This is a genomic window from Bacillus sp. 0209A (assembly GCF_036765095.1).
In the GTDB taxonomy this organism is placed as follows: Bacteria; Bacillota; Bacilli; order Bacillales; family Bacillaceae; genus Bacillus; species Bacillus subtilis_G.
In genome coordinates this window covers 75,101-92,843 of record NZ_JBAIZV010000006.1, presented here as the reverse complement: position 1 = coordinate 92,843, position 17,743 = coordinate 75,101, and the positions used below count along the sequence as shown (strand labels likewise).

Genomic DNA, 17,743 nt, shown 5'->3' with positions numbered 1-17,743 from the left:
TCCTCACCTCTATCGGGCTTCAGTTAGTTGGGAAATCAGCTGCAGCGCTTCCTCTGTTTTTTTAGCGTACACAGGGATAAACGCCGCCATATTGCGATTCAATCGAAAAGAATAGCCATTCAGCTGTTTTTTCCCTTTTTTGATCTGAACGGCATAGACCGTTTTTTCTCCTGTTTTTTGATCAACAGTTGTATAGGGAGATGTTTTTTCAGGCGGCAATCCATCTAACGGCTGAAAATTTTCCGGATCATCATACGCTTGAAACATGTCTTCAGGCACGATGAAAACATCTCCCTCACGAGCGGTGATTTCAGTCAGCAGTTTTTCCGGAAAGGCTGGAAAGATATCCACCTTCCCGGCCTTCTGCCCAGCGGCCTCTTTTATGTTTTCCTGTACGCCAGCCTGCATATCAGAAAAGAGGATGACATGCAGTCCGTCCTTCTTGCTTGAGCATGATGCCAAAAAGAGCATTGAGACGATCACACACAAAGCCGTACGTGTACTTGGTGTCATTTCCCCGCTGACCTAAAAAGAGTCTCCAGCTCTGTCATGGCCAAAATAAACGCGCCTGCTCCGTGCAGGTCGTTTGTGCTTCTTTCGCGGCTGACATAATAGTCATAGAAACCGGCCGACGTTCCGACACATATATCTTTGACAAGAAACGCACCGTCTTCTGCCATCTCGGTTTTCTGCTGAATCAAACCTTGATACGCTTTGAACAGTGTTGTTTCGTAAGCTCTGTCAAGATATCCTTTATTGATTCCTTTCGCGATTGCGTACATGTACAGACAGGAACCTGAGCTTTCCAGCCAGTTATCGGCTCTGTCGCCTTTGTCAACGATCTGGTACCATAATCCTGACTCCTTGTCTTGATAGCGGCAGATGCTGTCGATCATGTCCTGCAGCGTTTTTTTCCACACGTGACGGTTTGGATGCTTCTTCGGCAGCTCTTCAATCATGTCAGCAAGAGACATCACATACCAGCCGATGGAACGCGCCCAGAATTCCGGAGAACAGCCTGTCTCTTCATTGGCCCAAGGCATTTTTTTCGCTTCATCCCAAGCGTGATAAAAGAGCCCGGTTTTTGAATCCTTTGTATGCTTTCTCATCAGCGACTCCTGGAGCACGACCTGATCAAACAGCTCCGGCTCCTGCTTCAGATTGGCATATTTCAGCGCGAACGGCCCGCCCATGTATAAGCCGTCAAGCCACATTTGATAAGGATAGCCGTCCTTGTGCCAAAAACCATCCTCAGACGTCCGGTTCAGTGTCCCATACAAGCCGCGCAGTCTTTTTGCCGCGTTTACATACCGCTCATCCTTCGTCGTTTCGTATAATGGAAAAAGAAGAAGACCCGCTTGAATGGCGTCGAGCTCATCTCTTCTAAATAATAGATTGCCATAATCATCAATTAAGAGATCTGCATAGGCCTTCACATACTCAAAATACCGCTTTTGCCCGGTTGCTTCCCACAACCGCAATACCCCGCATAAGAAAACACCCTGATGGTAGTGCCAGCGGTTTGCAGGCGGCAGCTCCTCCACTGTGTACGTGTCCATAATGGTGTTTGCCAATGCCTCCGCGTACGTAAGAGGCGATTTTACAGCGATTGATTGATCCATTGATCCCATCCCTTTCTTAATAGATTCCTTCCTCGCCAAATTTCTTCGCCAAACGATTCGCAAGCATAACCAAGATCAGCCCGACCGCCGCTTTAAAGACGCCGACTGCTGTACTGTAGCTGAATTGGCCCTGTTTCAGCCCCGCAGTATAAACGTACGTATCAAAAATTTCCGCCACTTCCCTGTTTGTCGCATTTAACAGTAAATACACATGCTCGAAGCCAAGCTCCAGCGTGTCCCCGATTTTTAAAATCAGCAAAACGACGATGACACTTTTGATGGCGGGCAGCGTAATATGCCACATTTGCCGCAGCCGTCCCGCTCCGTCCATTTTCGCCGCTTCATACAGCTGAGGGTCAACCGCTGTAATGGCCGCAAGGTAAATGATCGTCGACCAGCCCGCTTCCCTCCAGATGACCTGCAGAATATACAAGGGCCGGAACCATTCTTCATTCAGCAGAAAATTGATTTTTTCACCGCCAAAAAACACAATCAGCTCATTAATCAAGCCTCCGTCTACTGTTAAAAGCACAAACGAAAGCGATACAACGATGACCCAAGACATAAAATGCGGAATATAAATCAGCGTTTGAACAAATTTTTTAAAGAGAGCGATCCGCACTTCGTTTAATAGAAGCGCCAGCAAAATCGGCACCGGGAAAAATATAACCAGGTTCAAAGCAAATAACACGAGCGTGTTTTTTAACAGGAGAAAAAATGTAGGCTCTGTAAACAGCCTAATAAAATGCTTCAGCCCGACCCATTCGCTGCCCAAAATGCCGAGAAACGGCTGATAATCCTGAAACGCAATCACAATTCCCCACATCGGGACATACTTGAATAGCAAAAAATAAATACAACCCGGCAAAATCATCAAATACAAATATTTCTGCTGGACCAGTTTGTTTAGTAAGCGCTTTCTTTTTTCTTTTTTTAAAATGACTGCATCAACAGCCGGCACTTGCGCTTCTGCTGTTTTCATCTTTTCCAAGCCTCCTTTCACGGGTTCTTGCATTCACTGTAGCGCAGCAGGCAAAAGTCCGTCTACAATCATATGATCACATCCTGTCTTATCCCTTTATGATCAAGGATTCAGCCGTTCCATCTGAAAAAAAGACACCAATATTAGAAAATGATTATTGACAATATCTATCAATCTTTGGATTAATTGTATTAAGGTGAAAGCCGATGTTATGAAATGGGGGGTTTTATGAAAAGAAGCCAATACAAGTTTTATTACAAACTGATCACGTTTTTCTGTCTGCTCAGCACCATTCCGGTCATTCTGGTCGGATTGTTTTCGTACGAGCACTCGCAGAAAACGGCTATCTCCAACGTTTCGGAGGAAAAACTCGACACACTCCAGCAGACCCAGCAAAGCATCGAGCATATATTAAAAACCGTCGATCACTCTTTAACCCACTATGTGAGTTCGCCGCCTCTCCTTCGCACACTGTCCGAGCCTATGCACTCTGATCAATTTCAAATCTATAACCAAGTGAACCAAGAGCTCAACTACCTGCAAAGCTTCGATACCGACCTGTCGAACATGACGCTAGTCAGCTATATGAAACAATGGTACATGAACAATTCCGGCTTGTACCGTTTGAATACAGACTCTCTTCATGAAGCAGCCGCAGCATACACAACACACAAAGCGAGCCGCTCGTATTGGACGCTTGAAGAAAACAATCATTTAATTTCGACAAAGGAAGGGACCTCAGAAAACTGCCGCTACAATATCAATTTAATTAAACAGCTTCCTCTGAACAGCACAAATACAAAGGGATTGGCCGCCGCAAGCATCCCGAGCTGTTCGCTTGTCAAAAACATGCCCGACTATTCAAATGCCAATAACCTGTTTATCATTAATGAAAAAGGCCGCATCATCCTGCATAACAACATGTCTGACATCGGTGAATCTCTTCAGAACGACGACTTTGTCCAAAAAATGCTGGCGCAGACCGCCAAAAGCGGGCAGTTTGAAACCGTTATTGACCGGATTCATTATAAAGTCACCTATCAAAGATCCGACTATAACACATGGACTTATTTCTCTCTCGTTTCCTTGCCTGAACTAAAAAAAGAAGCCAAGTCAATCGGCTGGATCACTTTTACGGTATGCTTCATTTTGTTAACGCTTTCATTATTGTTCTCTTGGCTCGGCTCCCGCCATTTTTATAAGCCGATCAGGGTGCTTTACGAATCATTCGTTAGGCATGGTGCCATACCAGAAAAACAGCCGCCTCAAAATGAATTTGAATTAATTGAACGGAGCTTTAAGCAGCTGAAGGACAGAAATGACGACCTTGAAGAAACGATGAAACAGCAGGCCACTCATCTGCAGCAATATTTTATGGTCAGGCTCATGCTTGGAAAACTGACGGATGAGGAGGTCAATAACCGTTTTGAAAGCCTTGGTTTAGAGCAAAATTGGCGGAATCTTGCCCTGCTCGTGCTTCAAATTGATTCGCTGAATCATACGCCTTATGAGAAAAAAGATATGGATCTGCTTTTGTTTGCCGTCAACAGCATGATTGAGCGAAACATCCCGTCGGACAAACATCTCGCACCCGCTGTCGTTGACAAACAGCAGGCAACGATTTTGATCAATCAGAACGGGACAAAGGAAGCATTCATGGCTGAGCTGAATGAGACTGCAAGGATGATACAGGATAAGGCGGAAGCGGAGCTGCAACTGTCTGTCAGCATCGGCATCAGCCAGCCGTTTGATGCGCTGATAAACGCGAAAACAGCCTATGCAGAAGGATCAGAAGCGTTGAAATACCGGCTCAAAGCGGAAAACAAATCAATTATCTTTTACGAAGACCTTGACCAGAAAAAAACCTTCAACACCCATTTTCCAAAACAGCTTCAGCATGAGCTGTTTGATGCCATAAAAGAGGGGGACAAGGAGAAAGCGGACATATGCCTGCACGCAATTTTGCAATCGATCTTCACCCAAAACACCAATCCGTACCAATTCCAAATCGCAATCGCCCGCTTTTTGAACCATGTGATTGAACTAATGCATGTACTCGGGATCGAATTGTTTGAGTTTGAAGAAAATAAAATGCTGTACGATCAAATTTTCGAGCTGAAAACGTTCGAGGATACCGAAAACTGGCTCAAGAATGAGTTCATTGATCCGATGACAGACAAAGTGAACGCCCGCACGGATGCCCAGTACAAAAACATTTCCGACAATATCATTCATATCATCCACCATGAGTTTGAATCCGATTTGACATTGGATGAAATCGCCCGCAGGCTGCATTACAACCCAAACTATTTAAGCAGCATATTCAAAAAAGAAATGGGTATTTCATTCAGCGATTATGTCTCCGGCTACCGCCACCATATGGCGAAAAGCTGGCTTGCCGAAACCGACATGGCGGTAAAAGACATTGCCGAAAAACTAAAATACAAAAACTCGCAAAATTTTATCAGGTCATTTAAAAAGCTGGAGGGGATTACACCGGGAAACTACCGCCAGCAAAAAAGAAGCATGTAAAAAACCCAAAACCGTGTTTTGGGTTTTCACATGTTATTTTGCCTGTTTAAACGCTTCTTCGTATTCCTGAATAATCTGCTTCCCGCCGCTTGATTCCCATTTTTTCACTTCTTTATCAAACTGGCTTTCTGTGATATCTCCTATTATATATTTATAGGTCGCGTCATCAATAATTTTCTTCAGTTCATCTCCCCGTTCCGACTCCGCGGCGGAATACAAGCTTTCAGCAGGGTTTGAGACGATGATCTTTTCATTATCTTTTGTCAGCTCCTCGTACGCCGTCCGAAGCGGATCCCCAGTGTTTTTTAAGTAGGCTTTATCAATAGCGATTAAGGCGGACAGCGGCTGAATATCAGTCTGCCAGTCTTTCACTTGGCTTTCCTTGCGTGTGAACGTTTTGCCCTCTCCTTTGTTGTAATGAACGCCGTCAATACCGTAAGTCATCAGGCTATAGACGTCTTCTTCAGCGGCTCGGTCGAAAAACGCCAAAATCCTTTTAAGCTCCGCTTCTGTTTTCACACTCGTTTTCGGGAAAGCAAACACGCCGTTATGGCCCCCTGACGCCCACACCCGCTCTTTCCCATCCGGGCCTTTTATGCGGTTGATGATCTCAAGGGCCATAGACTTATCAGAGGCATGGTCGCGAAGATTGACCGCATCTACCATATTGCCAATGTAGATGCCGGCTTTTCCTTGAGAAAACAGCTCCTGCTGCTGGGTTTTGCTTGTGACGGGAAAATCCTTATTCATATAGCCGTTATCACGCAGTTTTTTCATGTAGTTCATTGTGTCTTTGTATTCCTGCGTCATGAAATCAGGCGTGAACTTGCCGCCTGATTCCTTCCAGTCTGTCGGCATGCCTTCATACGAGCCAAGTGTTTTAAACGCGCCGTAAATGAAGTCATTGCGGTCTGTCAGTCCGAATGTATCGTCTTTCCCATCCTTATCCGGATCATCCTCCGTAAACGCTTTGGCCACTTCATAAAGCTCATCAAGCGTTCCCGGCGTTTTCAAATTCAAATTGTCCAGCCAGTCCTTCCGAATGACGATCCCTTGTCTGGAGAGCGGACGTTCTCTGTATACCCCGTAGAGCTTGCCGTCGATCGTCACGTTTTTATTAATAAGTTTATTCATTTTGCTTAAGTTGGGGTAATCTTTGATATAATCGCTAATTTCCCAAAACATTCCTGATCTGAAGGCATTCATGACTGACGAATTTTTAATATCCTGGATGGTCACGATTTGCGGAAGATTGCCGGCTGCAAGCGCCGCATTCAGCCTGTCTTCTTTCACTGCGTCAGGAACCCAAGTGATGTCCAGTTCTGTATTTGTCAGCTTTTCAATTTCTTTAATCGCCCTGTCTTTCGGCGGCTGCTGGTGATACAAAATCGCCATCCAAGACAGCTTTACCTTTGAATCCGAGTCAGCTTTACCCTCAGCCGAAGACTGATCAGCCCCTTTACAGCCCGCCATCACTCCGCCGAGTGCAAATACAAGCACAATCAAAAGCACCCTCCATTTGTTTCCCATCGTACCCCTCCGTTTCATATTCTTTATCCTTTGACAGATCCCAGCAAAGCTCCTTTTGCAAAATGCTTTTGTATAAAAGGATAGACAAGCAGAACCGGGATGGTCGCCACCACTATGACCGCCATTTTGATAGTTTGCTCGGGCGGCGGGCTGCCCGACCCCATTTCTGACATATCCCCCTGCATCCCGCTTGATACAATTACGATTTGGCGCAGAAGCACCTGAATCGGCCATTTTGTTGAATCATTTAAGTACAAAATCGCTGTCATATACGTGTTCCAATACGTGACCGCATAAAATAGTGATATCGTTGCGATCGCAGGAAGAGACAGCGGCAGCACAAGTTTAAAGAAAATGCCCAGGTCATTGCACCCGTCAATTTTCGCGGACTCTTCCAGGCTTGACGGGATATTTTGAAAGAAGTTTTTCAGAATGATCAGGTTAAAGGCATTAATGGCTGTCGGCAAAATGAGCGCCCAGTAAGAATCGAGCAATCCTAGCGATTTGACCACAAGGAAAGTCGGAATCATGCCGCCGCTGAAGAGCATCGTAAATACGACGAGAAACATGAGCGGCTGCCGGCCGATTAACTCGCGGCGGGATAACCCGTAAGCCATCAGGGAAGAAAGAAACATGCTGGCCGCAGTGCCTATCACTGTCACAAACACAGAAACAAGCAAACTCTTATAAATAATATCTGTTGAAAAAATGTAACGATAAGCATCTAGCGAAAAAGTAGACGGTATTAAAATGAATTTTTTCGACACAACTTCTTCTACTGTGGCGAAGGATGCCGCGATGACATGAATAAACGGAAGTACGCATATTAAAGCGAACATCAGCAAAAACCCGTAAATCAAAATATCAAACAGGCGACTTTTCAGTGAATGTGCGATAGCTCCCACCTCTCTTTTGTAAGCGTTACCATTCTTTTTCAAACGAGCTGCAGCACGTGACGATATCGTGTCTAAAATGTAGCAAATCTGTCATTGCCATGTCTATAATCATTTGAACAGAGTCCCCGGTCTGGCGGGGACTCTCGTGAAGGAAAAGCCGATGATAAAAGAAAAAGAGCATAATCTTAGAAAATGATTATGCTCCGTTCTCTTCCTCTTCCAGAAGTTCGGATGTATTGATTTGGGGCGAAAAACCGAGTTCGTTAACAGCGGATGCAATAGACCACGGCCGGCCTTGGTTGTCAGAGACGGCGTAATACGTGCCGTACCGGATATTGGTTTCAATGGCGGCTTTGAAAATCGACAGCAGATCAGGATGAGAAAGCAGTGTCTTTTTCGTCCGTTCTTTTTCATGCAGCGTATCCATTTCATCTGTGACGACTGTTCCGATTCGAAGGTTGATTACTGAAAGCTTATTTTCCAAATAAAATAAATGGCCGATCTGTTCAGAGGTCAGCTTTAATACACCGTACAAGTTTTTTGACAGCGGATAATCGCTTGTTGTGATCTCACGTCCTAAGAGCGAACGCCCGTCTTTTTCATACACATCTGTCACATGATTGCTGCTGGCGAACACGAGCTTTTGAATGCCGAGCTCCGCTGCGGCGCGGCACAAGTAATAGCTTGCCCTATAGAAAACATCCGTCATTTTCTCAAATTCATTGATGTCCATGACATCGTATTTGATTTTAACAGCCAATAAATTCAAGATCACATCTGTATCTTTCGGAATTTTCTTCAACAGCTCCCCATAATTTGCCGCGTCAGCCTGAATGGAAGAAGCTTTGCCATCGAAATGATCTTTATCAAGCACTGTCACTTCATAATCTGCTGTAAGCCCTTCAGCCAGCAGTCTCCCAATCACACCATTTCCGCCGGCGATCAGCACTTTTTTCACTGTGTTCACTCCCCTTTTTTATAGATTGCCCATTTTCGGCGGGGCTGACACTTTTTTTGGCACTCACAGGCTGGTTTAGTCAAAAGTCACTGGCAGCTCTTCAAGCGCCCGAAAGCCAAAAAGCGGCCGGTATCGGCATTCAGAAACAGCGAGCTTAAGACCGGTCATTCGCTGCATCAGGGTATGAATCGCAATTTGTGCTTCTAATCGTGCCAGCGAGGATCCTATGCAAACATGATGGCCATGTCCGAATGAGAGGTGCGGATTAGGGCTTCTGGTTATATCGAAGACATCTGCCTGCGTGAATATGTTTGGATCTCGATTGGCAGCCCCTAATAGAAGATAGATTTGTTCCCCTTGACGGATCGTCACCCCGCTGATGTCAATATCTTCTGAGGCAACTCTGGCTGTCATTTGCGTGGGGCTCTCATAGCGTAAACATTCCTCAATTGCGGTACCGATCAGATCAGGGTTTTCTTTTAGCTTCAAAAGCTGTTCTGGATGCCGCAGCAGACTAAGGATTGAATTGCTGATAAGATTGACCGTTGTCTCATGTCCGGCAATCGCCAGGAGTATGCACGTAGATGCCGCTTCCTCTTCCGTCAGCTTATTCTTTTCTGTCCCATTCAAAAGCATGCTGATCATATCCTGTTTAGGATGGCGTTTCCGCTTTTGAATCAGCTCTCTAAAATATGCCATAGCCTGTACAGCGATATGATTGCCCTCTGTTAAAGCCTTTCTTGACCGGGTAAAATCAATTGTTTGAACGAGACTTGAAGCCCATTCTTTTAATTGCTCCCTATCTTCGGCCGGTACACCTATCATGTTAGCAATGACGTAGCTTGCCAAAGGAAAAGCAAAGTCCGAAATGACCTCCATCTTTTTTTTACCTTGCACTTGATCAAGCAAGTAGTGGACAGTTTCATCGATATACGGACGATAGCACGCTGACATTCTCGGGGTAAACGCTCCGCTGGCCATCGTCCGCAATCGCCTATGATCAGGCTGATTCTGAAACAGCATCATTTGATTTTGTACATGTTTAAGATCTTGATATTTGATTGACGTTTCCGGCAGCGGAGCACGAACTTTGAATCTCGCATCTTTTAAAATAGCTGCCGTTTCTTCATATCCTGTGACATACCAGCCCGGATATTTCAAGAAACTCCCTTTATATATAGGATGGACAGCGCGCATTGTTTCGTAAAAAGGATATGGATTTTTCAAAAACTCAGATGATGCAGCTGAAAATGCAATTGTCATTTGATCTTCTCCTTTCTGTCAAAAATAAAAGCAATCGACATCACACCGATCGCTTTTATTGATTCTTTCAGCTTTTCGCGCTTAAACTGGCCTTCATTTCTTCGACTGATTCGACTTCAAAGCCTAAATCACTCAGCATTTTATGGTCCTCCGTCTCCTCCTGTCCGGCAGTTGTTAAGTAATCTCCGACAAAAATGGAGTTAGCGGCGTAAAGACCCAATGGCTGCAATGAGCGTAGATTGACCTCTCTTCCTCCGGAAATGCGGATTTCTTTTGACGGGTTGATAAAACGGAACAGCGCCAGCACTTTTAAACAATACAGCGGATTTAATTCGTTAACGCCTTCTAATGGCGTGCCGTCAATCGCATGTAAAAAATTCACCGGAATGGAATCCGCGTCAAGGACCTTCAAGCTTTTTGCAATGTCGATGACGTCCTGTTTCGTCTCCTTCATTCCGATAATGGCGCCTGAACACGGAGACAGCCCTGATTCTTTTGCCACTTCAACCGTATTGACCCTGTCATCGTATGTATGTGAAGTCGTGATGTTGGAATGGTTTCTCTGTGATGTATTCAAATTATGGTTATAGCGGTCTACCCCGGCTTCTTTCAGCCGCTTCGCCTGCTCCGGCTTTAACAGCCCGAGGCACGCACAAACCTTCAGTCCATACGTCTCTTTAATTTCCTGCACCGCGTCTACGACCTGATCCACTTCTCTGTTGGACGGCCCCCTGCCGCTTGCCACGATACAATATGTGCCGATATTCAGATCATGCGCCCGCTTTGCGCCTTCGAGAAGCGTATCCTTATTCACCATCCGGTAAGCCTGAATCGGCGCTTTCGAAATCGAAGACTGTGAACAATAGCCGCAGTTTTCCGGACAGAGTCCCGATTTGGCATTCATAATCATATTGAGCTTTACTTTTTTGCCGTAAAAGTGTTTTCTGATTTGAAAAGCTCCATGCATCAAAAGCAAGATGTCTTCATCTGGACAGTTTAATATCGAAAGCGCTTCTTCGTTGGTCACTTCTGTTCCAGCCAGCACCCGGTCTGCGAGTTCCATCCATTGATTCATTCTCATACCCCCATTTGATTCATCAGTAATGATAGATTGATATGGTCTTTTACCATATGTAGAACGGTTTCTTTCGTCACATTGGCAAGCTGTGGCGTAACTCCTAAAATCGGCACACCGCATAAGCGCTCAATCATTTCAGGATTGGTTTTTTCATCATCAGCAGGAGAAGCACTGATTCCATTGATGACAATTCCGGCGATTGGCAGACCCATGCTTTTTGCATATTGGACAGTTAAAAAGGTATGATTAACCGTCCCAAGATGAGGACGTGCCACAATGATCATGGGAAGCTGCAGCGCTTTTATGACATGGCTGACTAAAAAATCCTCTCCCAACGGCACAGAAATACCACCCGCACCTTCTACGATGAAGCATTCATGTTTTTCTCTTATCCGCTCCCAATGGCTTAAGACCTCTTCCATGGTGACAGCCTTTCCCTCCAGCTTCCCTGCAACGTATGGTGCAAGCGGCGCTTTGAAGGCAAAAGGTGTAATGTCTTCCTGAGAAAGACTCGTCTGCGACATGGACTTCAGCAGACTTGTATCGCTATCCGGATGATGGCGAGATATGCCGCTTAAAAATGGTTTAAACACCCCGACATCTCTGTTATGTTCTCGTAATAAAGCGGCAAGACCGCTAGATATAACCGTTTTCCCCACTTCTGTATCTGTTCCTGTCACAAAAAAACCCCTCAAATGATGTGCATCTCCTTTCCAATTGAATGAAATGATGTCAGCAAATGATCAATATCACTCATTCTGTGGTCAGCGGTGATTGTTAATCTGATCCGGCTTTCACCTGGCGCAACGGTCGGCGGCCGAATGGCCGGGGCATAAATTCCCTTGTCCTGCAGCTTTTCAGCAAATGTGACCGTTTTTCGGGCATCGCCGATGACCACAGGAATAATCGGCGTGTGATCCCCTTTTACCAAATACCCCATGTCCTTCAGACTAGTTCTGATCATGTTGATATCAGAAAATAAAAGCTGCCGTTTTTCCCTGCTGTCTTCAATGATGTTGAAAGCTTCATAAGCAGCCGCACAGCTGGCTGGCGGAATGGCGGTTTGAAAGATAAATGTTCTGGCATGGTTGAGCAAGAAGTCGATGGCGACCGCTGAACCTGCGGCGAAACCTCCCTCTGCGCCAACCGCTTTGCTTAAGGTGCCGATCACAATATCAGGACAAACGCCAAAGTATTCACTCGTTCCCCCTCCCGAATCACCCAAAACACCTGTGGCGTGGGCATCATCAACGATCACGAAGGCATGATAGCGTTTCGCAAGCGAGATGATCTGATCAAGAGGGGCAATCGTGCCATCCATGCTGAAGACCCCGTCTGTTACGATAAAACGGTGCTGATAACGTTGTGTTTCGTTCAGCTTGTTTTCAAGATCATCCATATCAATATGCCGATAAACAACTGTATCAGCCTTAGACAGCCGGCAGCCATCAATAATACTCGCATGATTTAATTGATCACTTAAAATGACATCTTCCTTTTCCGGCAATGATGAAAGGACACCGGCATTGGCCAAATAACCGCTCGAAAACAGCAAAGCCGCTTCCGTCCGTTTAAAGCCGGCAATCTTTTTTTCAAGCTTTTCATGCCAAACCGAATTGCCTGTCGTTAAACGTGATCCGCTGCTTCCCGCCCCATATTGCTGCAGTGCTTCTTGGGCCGCAGAGATCAAGCGGCTATGGCTTGCGAGTCCTAAATAATTGTTTGAGGACCAGACCGTTTGATTCTTGCCGTTCATTTTCCTCTCTGGAAACGGAGCCCCATTCATTGCCCGCAAATTACGGTATACGCCGGCTGCCTTCACTCTGTCTAACCGCTCGTTTAACCAGGCGTCAAGCTTCAAGGCTTGTAACCTCTTCGATTGCTTGTTTCATAATGTCAATCATTTCAGCGAGCTCTTCAGTTGTGCTGGCGAGAGGAGGCAGAAATGCAATCACGTCCCCAAGCGGCCTTGTCAGCATGCCAAGCTCTCGCATTTTTAAGGAAACTTTGTATCCGACCCGCCGATCAGCAGGATAAGGCTTTTTGCTTTCCTTTGATTGAACAAGCTCGGCGCCGCACATAAAGCCCAGCTGCCGAATATCCCCCACATGAGGAAGAGCGTACAGATCTTGAAGAAGGAAATGGAGTTTTTCACTTTTTTGCGCTACTTGTTCAACAATGTTTTCAGATTCAAATAATGCCAGATTTTCAAGCGCTACCGCACAGCCAAGCTGATTTCCCGTATAGGAATGGCCATGGAAAAAAGTTTTTTGGTTTTCATAATCATCATAGAATGCCTTATAGATGTCTTCAGTGGCAAACGTAACGGCGATTGGCAAATAGCCTCCCGTAATGCCTTTTCCGGCAGCCATCAGATCAGGCTGGACATGCTCGTGCTCACACGCAAACATTTTTCCGGTACGGCCAAAACCTGTAGCGACTTCATCAACGATCATTAACACATCGTATGTTGTACATAGCTCGCGCACACCCGCCAAATATCCTTCCGGCATCACAATCATACCGGACGCTCCTTGAACCATTGATTCAATGGAAAGCGCGGCAATTTCCCCGTGATGTTCCTCGAGCAGCTGTTCAAGCTCTCGCAGGCATTCATCACGGCACTCGTCAGGATCGCCGCTTTCAGAGCGGTACACATAAGGAATCGGAGCTTTGTAGCTATCAAACATTAACGGGCCGTATACGTGGTGGAACAGCTCAATTGAACCGACACTGACGGCGCCAATCGTATCACCGTGATAGCCATTTTTCATGGCAATAAATGTTTGTTTCTCAGGCCTTCCGATGTTCTTCCAATATTGAAACGCCATTTTCAAGGCGATTTCCATCGCTTCTGCACCGCTGTCTGAATAAAAGACCCGCGTAAGGTTTTTCGGGCTGATGTTGATTAATGTTTCGGCAAGCTGGGTTGCAGGAACATTAGTCATGCCCAATAACGTGGAGTGCGCGATTTTTCCGAGCTGTTTTTTTATGGCGTCATCTAATTCCTTTTTGCGGTGCCCATGGACATTAAGCCAAACAGAAGAAAAACCGTCATAGTATTCCTTGCCGTTTATGTCTTTGACTTTGATTCCATTGCCGCTTTCGATGATTAATGGGTTTTCATCATAATCTTTCATTTGGGTAAATGGCAGCCAGAGGTGCTTTTTACTGTTTTCTATCAAATCATGAGTCATGGTCTTCCTCCCACTCTATCAAAATAGGCTGTTTCTCCAGTTCATGTATGTACGTGTTGACATCTTCAGAGCCATCAATAAAAAAGATGCGGCAGCCCTCTTCAATCCCGTATTCTTTCATTGCTGTAATACGCTGATAGCCCATTTTTTCACCCGCAACGTAGCCTGTTATGTAATCAGGGTCATCTGACCAGCATAATTCCGCAATGGTTATCGGGTGCCGGCTAACCTTTGAAGCAAGTGCAAGAGCTTCTTTTATTCTTGGATGTGCCGGCACGTGAAAGCGAATCGCCCATTTTTCAAAATTGGCGTCCGTCCAATCTATTCTGGACACCCGCGTTTGATCAACCCGCTTCCCTGAGTGAATATCAAACACAACCGCTCCTCTGACACCCGACCATTCAGGGATTTGTTCATATGCTTTTTCAATCATTTCCCGTGAAACGCCTTCTCTTTCCAGTAACAATCGGGCAAGCACTTGTCCCTCTTCCGGGGAGCTCACTTCGTGTGTATGAACTGGCAATGGCTGAATAGTTTTAATCGGTTCATGAACCTCTTCGAATTGTATTTGCATAAAATCCGGTTTTCCTCTTGAATGGGATAATCCTTTTTCTAATAAGGCATTGACTGTGCGCTTCATCTCATGAAATGGAATAAGCCGTTCTCCGCCGGATATATGCTTTCCGCCATCCTCATGAGATCCATTCATAGAAGCCCTCATTCTGACACTATAAAATGTTTCTTCTTGCATCCCATCTCGCCCTTTCACTGCTAACTGAAGAACGTATATCCTATCCTATTCTAATTGTTAACCTATTATAAATAAAAGTTAACAATTAGAATATTATTATTCACATATGATTCTGTCAATATAAGAAATCTTCATTTTGGTTTGAGACTGATTGTTGAAACGAGCAAAAAGACCGTTTTACAGTAAAACGGTCCTAGCCTTAAATGTCTATTCCTCTTCGTTTTTTTCGATTTCGATACTTAATGAACAAGCCGATCCCATTTACCATCACCAGCCCAAAAATCGTATTGCCTAACGGCGCCCAGCCATTCTCGCCTGTGAAAAATAAGGAGAGGGCCACCTTCCCAGCGAGTGTCACATTCAATAGGATTAAACCAAATACAAGCGACCGCTTCCAGAAAGCAGCCAAAATAAAACCGAGAAAAACCATCATGAAAGAAATTGTTAAAACAGCCGAGACCGGACTGCTTAAAAGCATTTGCTCGAATTCGAGCACTTTTTGCATTTGCAAGTGAATCTTCTTAGGTTCTGGAAACCAGACCATACTGCTCATCATCAATACAAAAGTGATGATGATGCCTTTCCAGCTGCGCTTATACGCAGCATAAACCAGTACTAGTAAAAAGAGGGGGCGAATATACCAGCTTAATGGATTAAGATGCCGCCGGAAAGCCCAATCCAAAATATCTTGTACTTCCATTGGTTCCACATCCCTCGCTCAAGTCTGCGTCTTTCTGCCAGTTTCCCGTAACCGTCACAGCCGCTTTTGCAAAAACCGGACAGCTTCATGCCTCATGACGGCCGTTTCGAAATGCCCTGAAGCGGAACGGGCCACCCGATAACAATCAGTAGCTCCCTGTTCAGCATATACAGCTGACAATTCTTTTTCGATTTTGTTCACACCCTCAGCCGGCGTTAACCGGTCGTGTGCACCCACAAGGCTAAGGTGCGGGCGCGGCGCGATCAGGCTTTGGATTTCAGATGCGGAAAAATATTTTGCAAGCGACGGGACATAATAATAAAAGCCGTGCCGGTCAAGATTTTGTGTTTTCATCAGCACATGATGATCTACCTGGCTGCACAAATCCACACACACCTTGATCCGGTCATCAAGCGCCGTAGTCCACCACGCCATCAATCCTCCCATAGACATGCCGATGGTTCCGATTCTGTCAGCCTGAACATCAGGGCGAGACTGCATATAATCTAGCGCTCTTAAACTGTCATAAATCATCATGCCCCACATCACTCTTCCGGTAAGAAGCATTTCTTTAAAAATCTCGCTTTCCGCTTTTCCCCGCCGATCCCCAAACCCCCAATGATCAATCGCAAGCACGCTATACCCGAGAGAAGTCAGCTCACTGGAAAAAGAAGGCGCTTTCAAGTAGTCTGCTCCTTCAATCAGTTCACTTTTTCCCTTGTCATACCGCCCCCCATGCGAATGCTGAAACAATACGGACGGACACGGTCCATCTGCGGACTCCGGCTTCACAAAATAAGCAGGCACCTTTTCATGTCCGTTTAAGTCGAGCAGGAGCGTTTCAATGATATTTCCTTCTCTTTCTTCAATACGCAAGGTCTCCGCCCTAATTTGCCTCCGATCAGGCAAATCTCCAAGCAATCGAAACAGCTGCTTTCTTCTTTCCTCTCTCATTCCATCATCCTTCCTTATTCGCTTACTTCACATTTACGAGACAGAACTGGTTTCCCCTTTATTTTTTCAAACTAAATCGCATTATTTACTAAATGTTTAGTAAATATAACGAAATATTCCGAAAATAATTATTGTAACCGCTTACTTTCACATGATAATATCAATTTATCAAAAACAGACGAGTTCATATTTTACTAAATAGATGAGAGGGATTACCATGGTTCGGATTAAAGATATCGCCTTAAAAGCTAATGTTTCCAGTGCGACTGTTTCCAGGATTTTAAATGAAGATGAGTCGCTTTCTGTTGCGGGCGAAACGAGACAAAGAGTCATCAATATCGCTGAAGAGCTCGGCTATCAAACGGTTGCTAAACGCCGGAAAGCCCGCGGGCAAAAACAGCGGACCCAACCGCTGATCGGCGTACTGAGCTGTCTGTCCCCTGATCAGGAACGGCAGGACCCTTATTTTTCTTCGATTCGCAAAGGCATTGAAAAAGAATGCTTTGAACAGGAAATTTTCATTACAAATTCGATTCATCTCGGTTCCTTTCAGGAGCATATCTTTCGGGAACTGGATGGTGTCATTGTCATCGGCCGTGTTCATGATGAAGCAGTTAAGCATATCAGCGGAAGGCTGGAGCATGCCGTATTTATCAATCATTCTCCTGATCCGCAAACATACGATTCGATTGGCATTGATTTTGAATCCGCTTCACGCCAAGCGATTGATCACCTTTTCGGCCTTGGTTACAAACGGCTAGGTTACATTGGCGGACAGGAAAAAGAGCATACGCTGAAGGACGGCCAAAGCATCCGCAGAACAATTGAAGACAAACGGCTGACCGCCTTTTTGGAGTCCGCCGTCCCCCAGCCTGAGCATGTGCTGGTCGGAGAATACAGCATGCGTGAGGGTTATCGCCTGATGAAGAAAGCAATCGCTCAAGGCAATCTGCCGGAAGCATTCTTTATCGCCAGCGATTCCATGGCGATCGGCGCATTAAAAGCGCTCCAGGAAGCCGGACTGCAAGTGCCGCGGGATACAGCGATCGTCAGCTTTAATGGCATTGAAGAAGCTGAATTTGCCAGCACGCCATTAACAACGGTGAAGGTGTACACAGAGGAAATGGGCCGTACAGGCGTAAAACTGCTGCTTGACCGCCTCAATGGCCGAACGCTTCCTCACCATGTCACCATGCCCACAACATTAATCGTGAGACAAAGCTGCGGCTGTACAACTAAGGAGGTGACATAAGAAAACAATCATCACGATCATAAGGAGG

Annotated in this window: 16 protein-coding genes; 2 read left to right on the top strand and 14 right to left on the bottom strand. The window is 45.5% G+C overall.

Annotated features, from left to right (window positions below; all coding sequences use genetic code 11):
* Positions 1 to 9 precede the first annotated feature (9 nt).
* Genes V6D44_RS18560 through rmgP form a run of 3 tightly spaced genes read right to left on the bottom strand, consistent with a single transcriptional unit; the run spans position 10 to position 2,604 of the window.
* Positions 10 to 513 carry a lipoprotein YteS gene (locus tag V6D44_RS18560; RefSeq protein WP_087992858.1) on the bottom strand — a complete coding sequence of 168 codons (504 nt, stop codon included), beginning with the start codon at positions 511 to 513 and terminating at the stop codon, positions 10 to 12.
* Entirely contained in the window at positions 510 to 1,631 is a 1,122-nt protein-coding gene (gene rmgQ, locus V6D44_RS18555) for an unsaturated rhamnogalacturonyl hydrolase (protein ID WP_141113423.1), read from the bottom strand. Before rmgQ ends, V6D44_RS18560 begins: the two co-directional genes overlap by 4 nt.
* Positions 1,632 to 1,638: 7 nt before the next feature.
* Positions 1,639 to 2,604, bottom strand: coding sequence for a polygalacturonan/rhamnogalacturonan ABC transporter permease (rmgP, locus tag V6D44_RS18550; protein ID WP_087992860.1), 966 nt, complete (start codon positions 2,602 to 2,604; stop codon positions 1,639 to 1,641).
* A gap of 216 nt (positions 2,605 to 2,820) precedes the next feature.
* On the opposite strand from rmgP, the gene V6D44_RS18545 reads away from it, so the two are divergent.
* Complete coding sequence (locus V6D44_RS18545) at positions 2,821 to 5,136, top strand: helix-turn-helix domain-containing protein (protein WP_087992861.1); 2,316 nt, start codon at positions 2,821 to 2,823, stop codon at positions 5,134 to 5,136.
* Between the two features lie 33 nt (positions 5,137 to 5,169).
* Here V6D44_RS18545 and V6D44_RS18540 read toward each other — a convergent pair whose 3' ends face one another.
* The 11 genes from V6D44_RS18540 to V6D44_RS18490 form a co-directional block, all read right to left on the bottom strand.
* Positions 5,170 to 6,666, bottom strand: coding sequence for an extracellular solute-binding protein (locus V6D44_RS18540; protein ID WP_253268488.1), 1,497 nt, complete (start codon positions 6,664 to 6,666; stop codon positions 5,170 to 5,172).
* Between the two features lie 23 nt (positions 6,667 to 6,689).
* Positions 6,690 to 7,550: a carbohydrate ABC transporter permease gene (locus V6D44_RS18535; RefSeq protein ID WP_087992940.1), complete on the bottom strand. Its 861-nt coding sequence runs from the start codon at positions 7,548 to 7,550 to the stop codon at positions 6,690 to 6,692.
* Positions 7,551 to 7,758: 208 nt separating this feature from the next.
* Complete coding sequence (locus tag V6D44_RS18530; protein WP_087992863.1) at positions 7,759 to 8,520, bottom strand: NAD-dependent epimerase/dehydratase family protein; 762 nt, start codon at positions 8,518 to 8,520, stop codon at positions 7,759 to 7,761.
* 75 nt (positions 8,521 to 8,595) lie between these two features.
* Positions 8,596 to 9,783 (bottom strand): cytochrome P450, encoded by a 1,188-nt coding sequence (locus V6D44_RS18525; RefSeq protein ID WP_202326875.1) that lies wholly within the window; start codon positions 9,781 to 9,783, stop codon positions 8,596 to 8,598.
* Positions 9,784 to 9,850: 67 nt separating this feature from the next.
* Entirely contained in the window at positions 9,851 to 10,858 is a 1,008-nt protein-coding gene (gene bioB / locus V6D44_RS18520; RefSeq protein ID WP_087992865.1) for a biotin synthase BioB, read from the bottom strand.
* A gap of 2 nt (positions 10,859 to 10,860) precedes the next feature.
* Entirely contained in the window at positions 10,861 to 11,556 is a 696-nt protein-coding gene (gene bioD, locus V6D44_RS18515; RefSeq protein WP_202326873.1) for a dethiobiotin synthase, read from the bottom strand.
* Positions 11,553 to 12,722 carry an 8-amino-7-oxononanoate synthase gene (gene bioF, locus V6D44_RS18510; RefSeq protein WP_087992867.1) on the bottom strand — a complete coding sequence of 390 codons (1,170 nt, stop codon included), beginning with the start codon at positions 12,720 to 12,722 and terminating at the stop codon, positions 11,553 to 11,555. Before bioF ends, bioD begins: the two co-directional genes overlap by 4 nt.
* Positions 12,712 to 14,058 (bottom strand): adenosylmethionine--8-amino-7-oxononanoate transaminase, encoded by a 1,347-nt coding sequence (bioA, locus tag V6D44_RS18505; protein ID WP_087992868.1) that lies wholly within the window; start codon positions 14,056 to 14,058, stop codon positions 12,712 to 12,714. Before bioA ends, bioF begins: the two co-directional genes overlap by 11 nt.
* Positions 14,048 to 14,809 carry a 6-carboxyhexanoate--CoA ligase gene (gene bioW / locus V6D44_RS18500; RefSeq protein ID WP_087992869.1) on the bottom strand — a complete coding sequence of 254 codons (762 nt, stop codon included), beginning with the start codon at positions 14,807 to 14,809 and terminating at the stop codon, positions 14,048 to 14,050. Before bioW ends, bioA begins: the two co-directional genes overlap by 11 nt.
* 199 nt (positions 14,810 to 15,008) lie before the next feature.
* Positions 15,009 to 15,509, bottom strand: a complete 501-nt coding sequence (locus V6D44_RS18495; RefSeq protein ID WP_087992870.1) for a hypothetical protein — start codon at positions 15,507 to 15,509, stop codon at positions 15,009 to 15,011.
* A gap of 54 nt (positions 15,510 to 15,563) precedes the next feature.
* Complete coding sequence (locus V6D44_RS18490) at positions 15,564 to 16,463, bottom strand: dienelactone hydrolase family protein (protein WP_087992871.1); 900 nt, start codon at positions 16,461 to 16,463, stop codon at positions 15,564 to 15,566.
* Positions 16,464 to 16,680: 217 nt separating this feature from the next.
* Here V6D44_RS18490 and V6D44_RS18485 point away from each other — a divergent pair, with 217 nt between their 5' ends.
* Positions 16,681 to 17,715 (top strand): LacI family DNA-binding transcriptional regulator, encoded by a 1,035-nt coding sequence (locus V6D44_RS18485; protein WP_087992872.1) that lies wholly within the window; start codon positions 16,681 to 16,683, stop codon positions 17,713 to 17,715.
* The last annotated feature ends 28 nt before the right edge of the window (positions 17,716 to 17,743 follow it).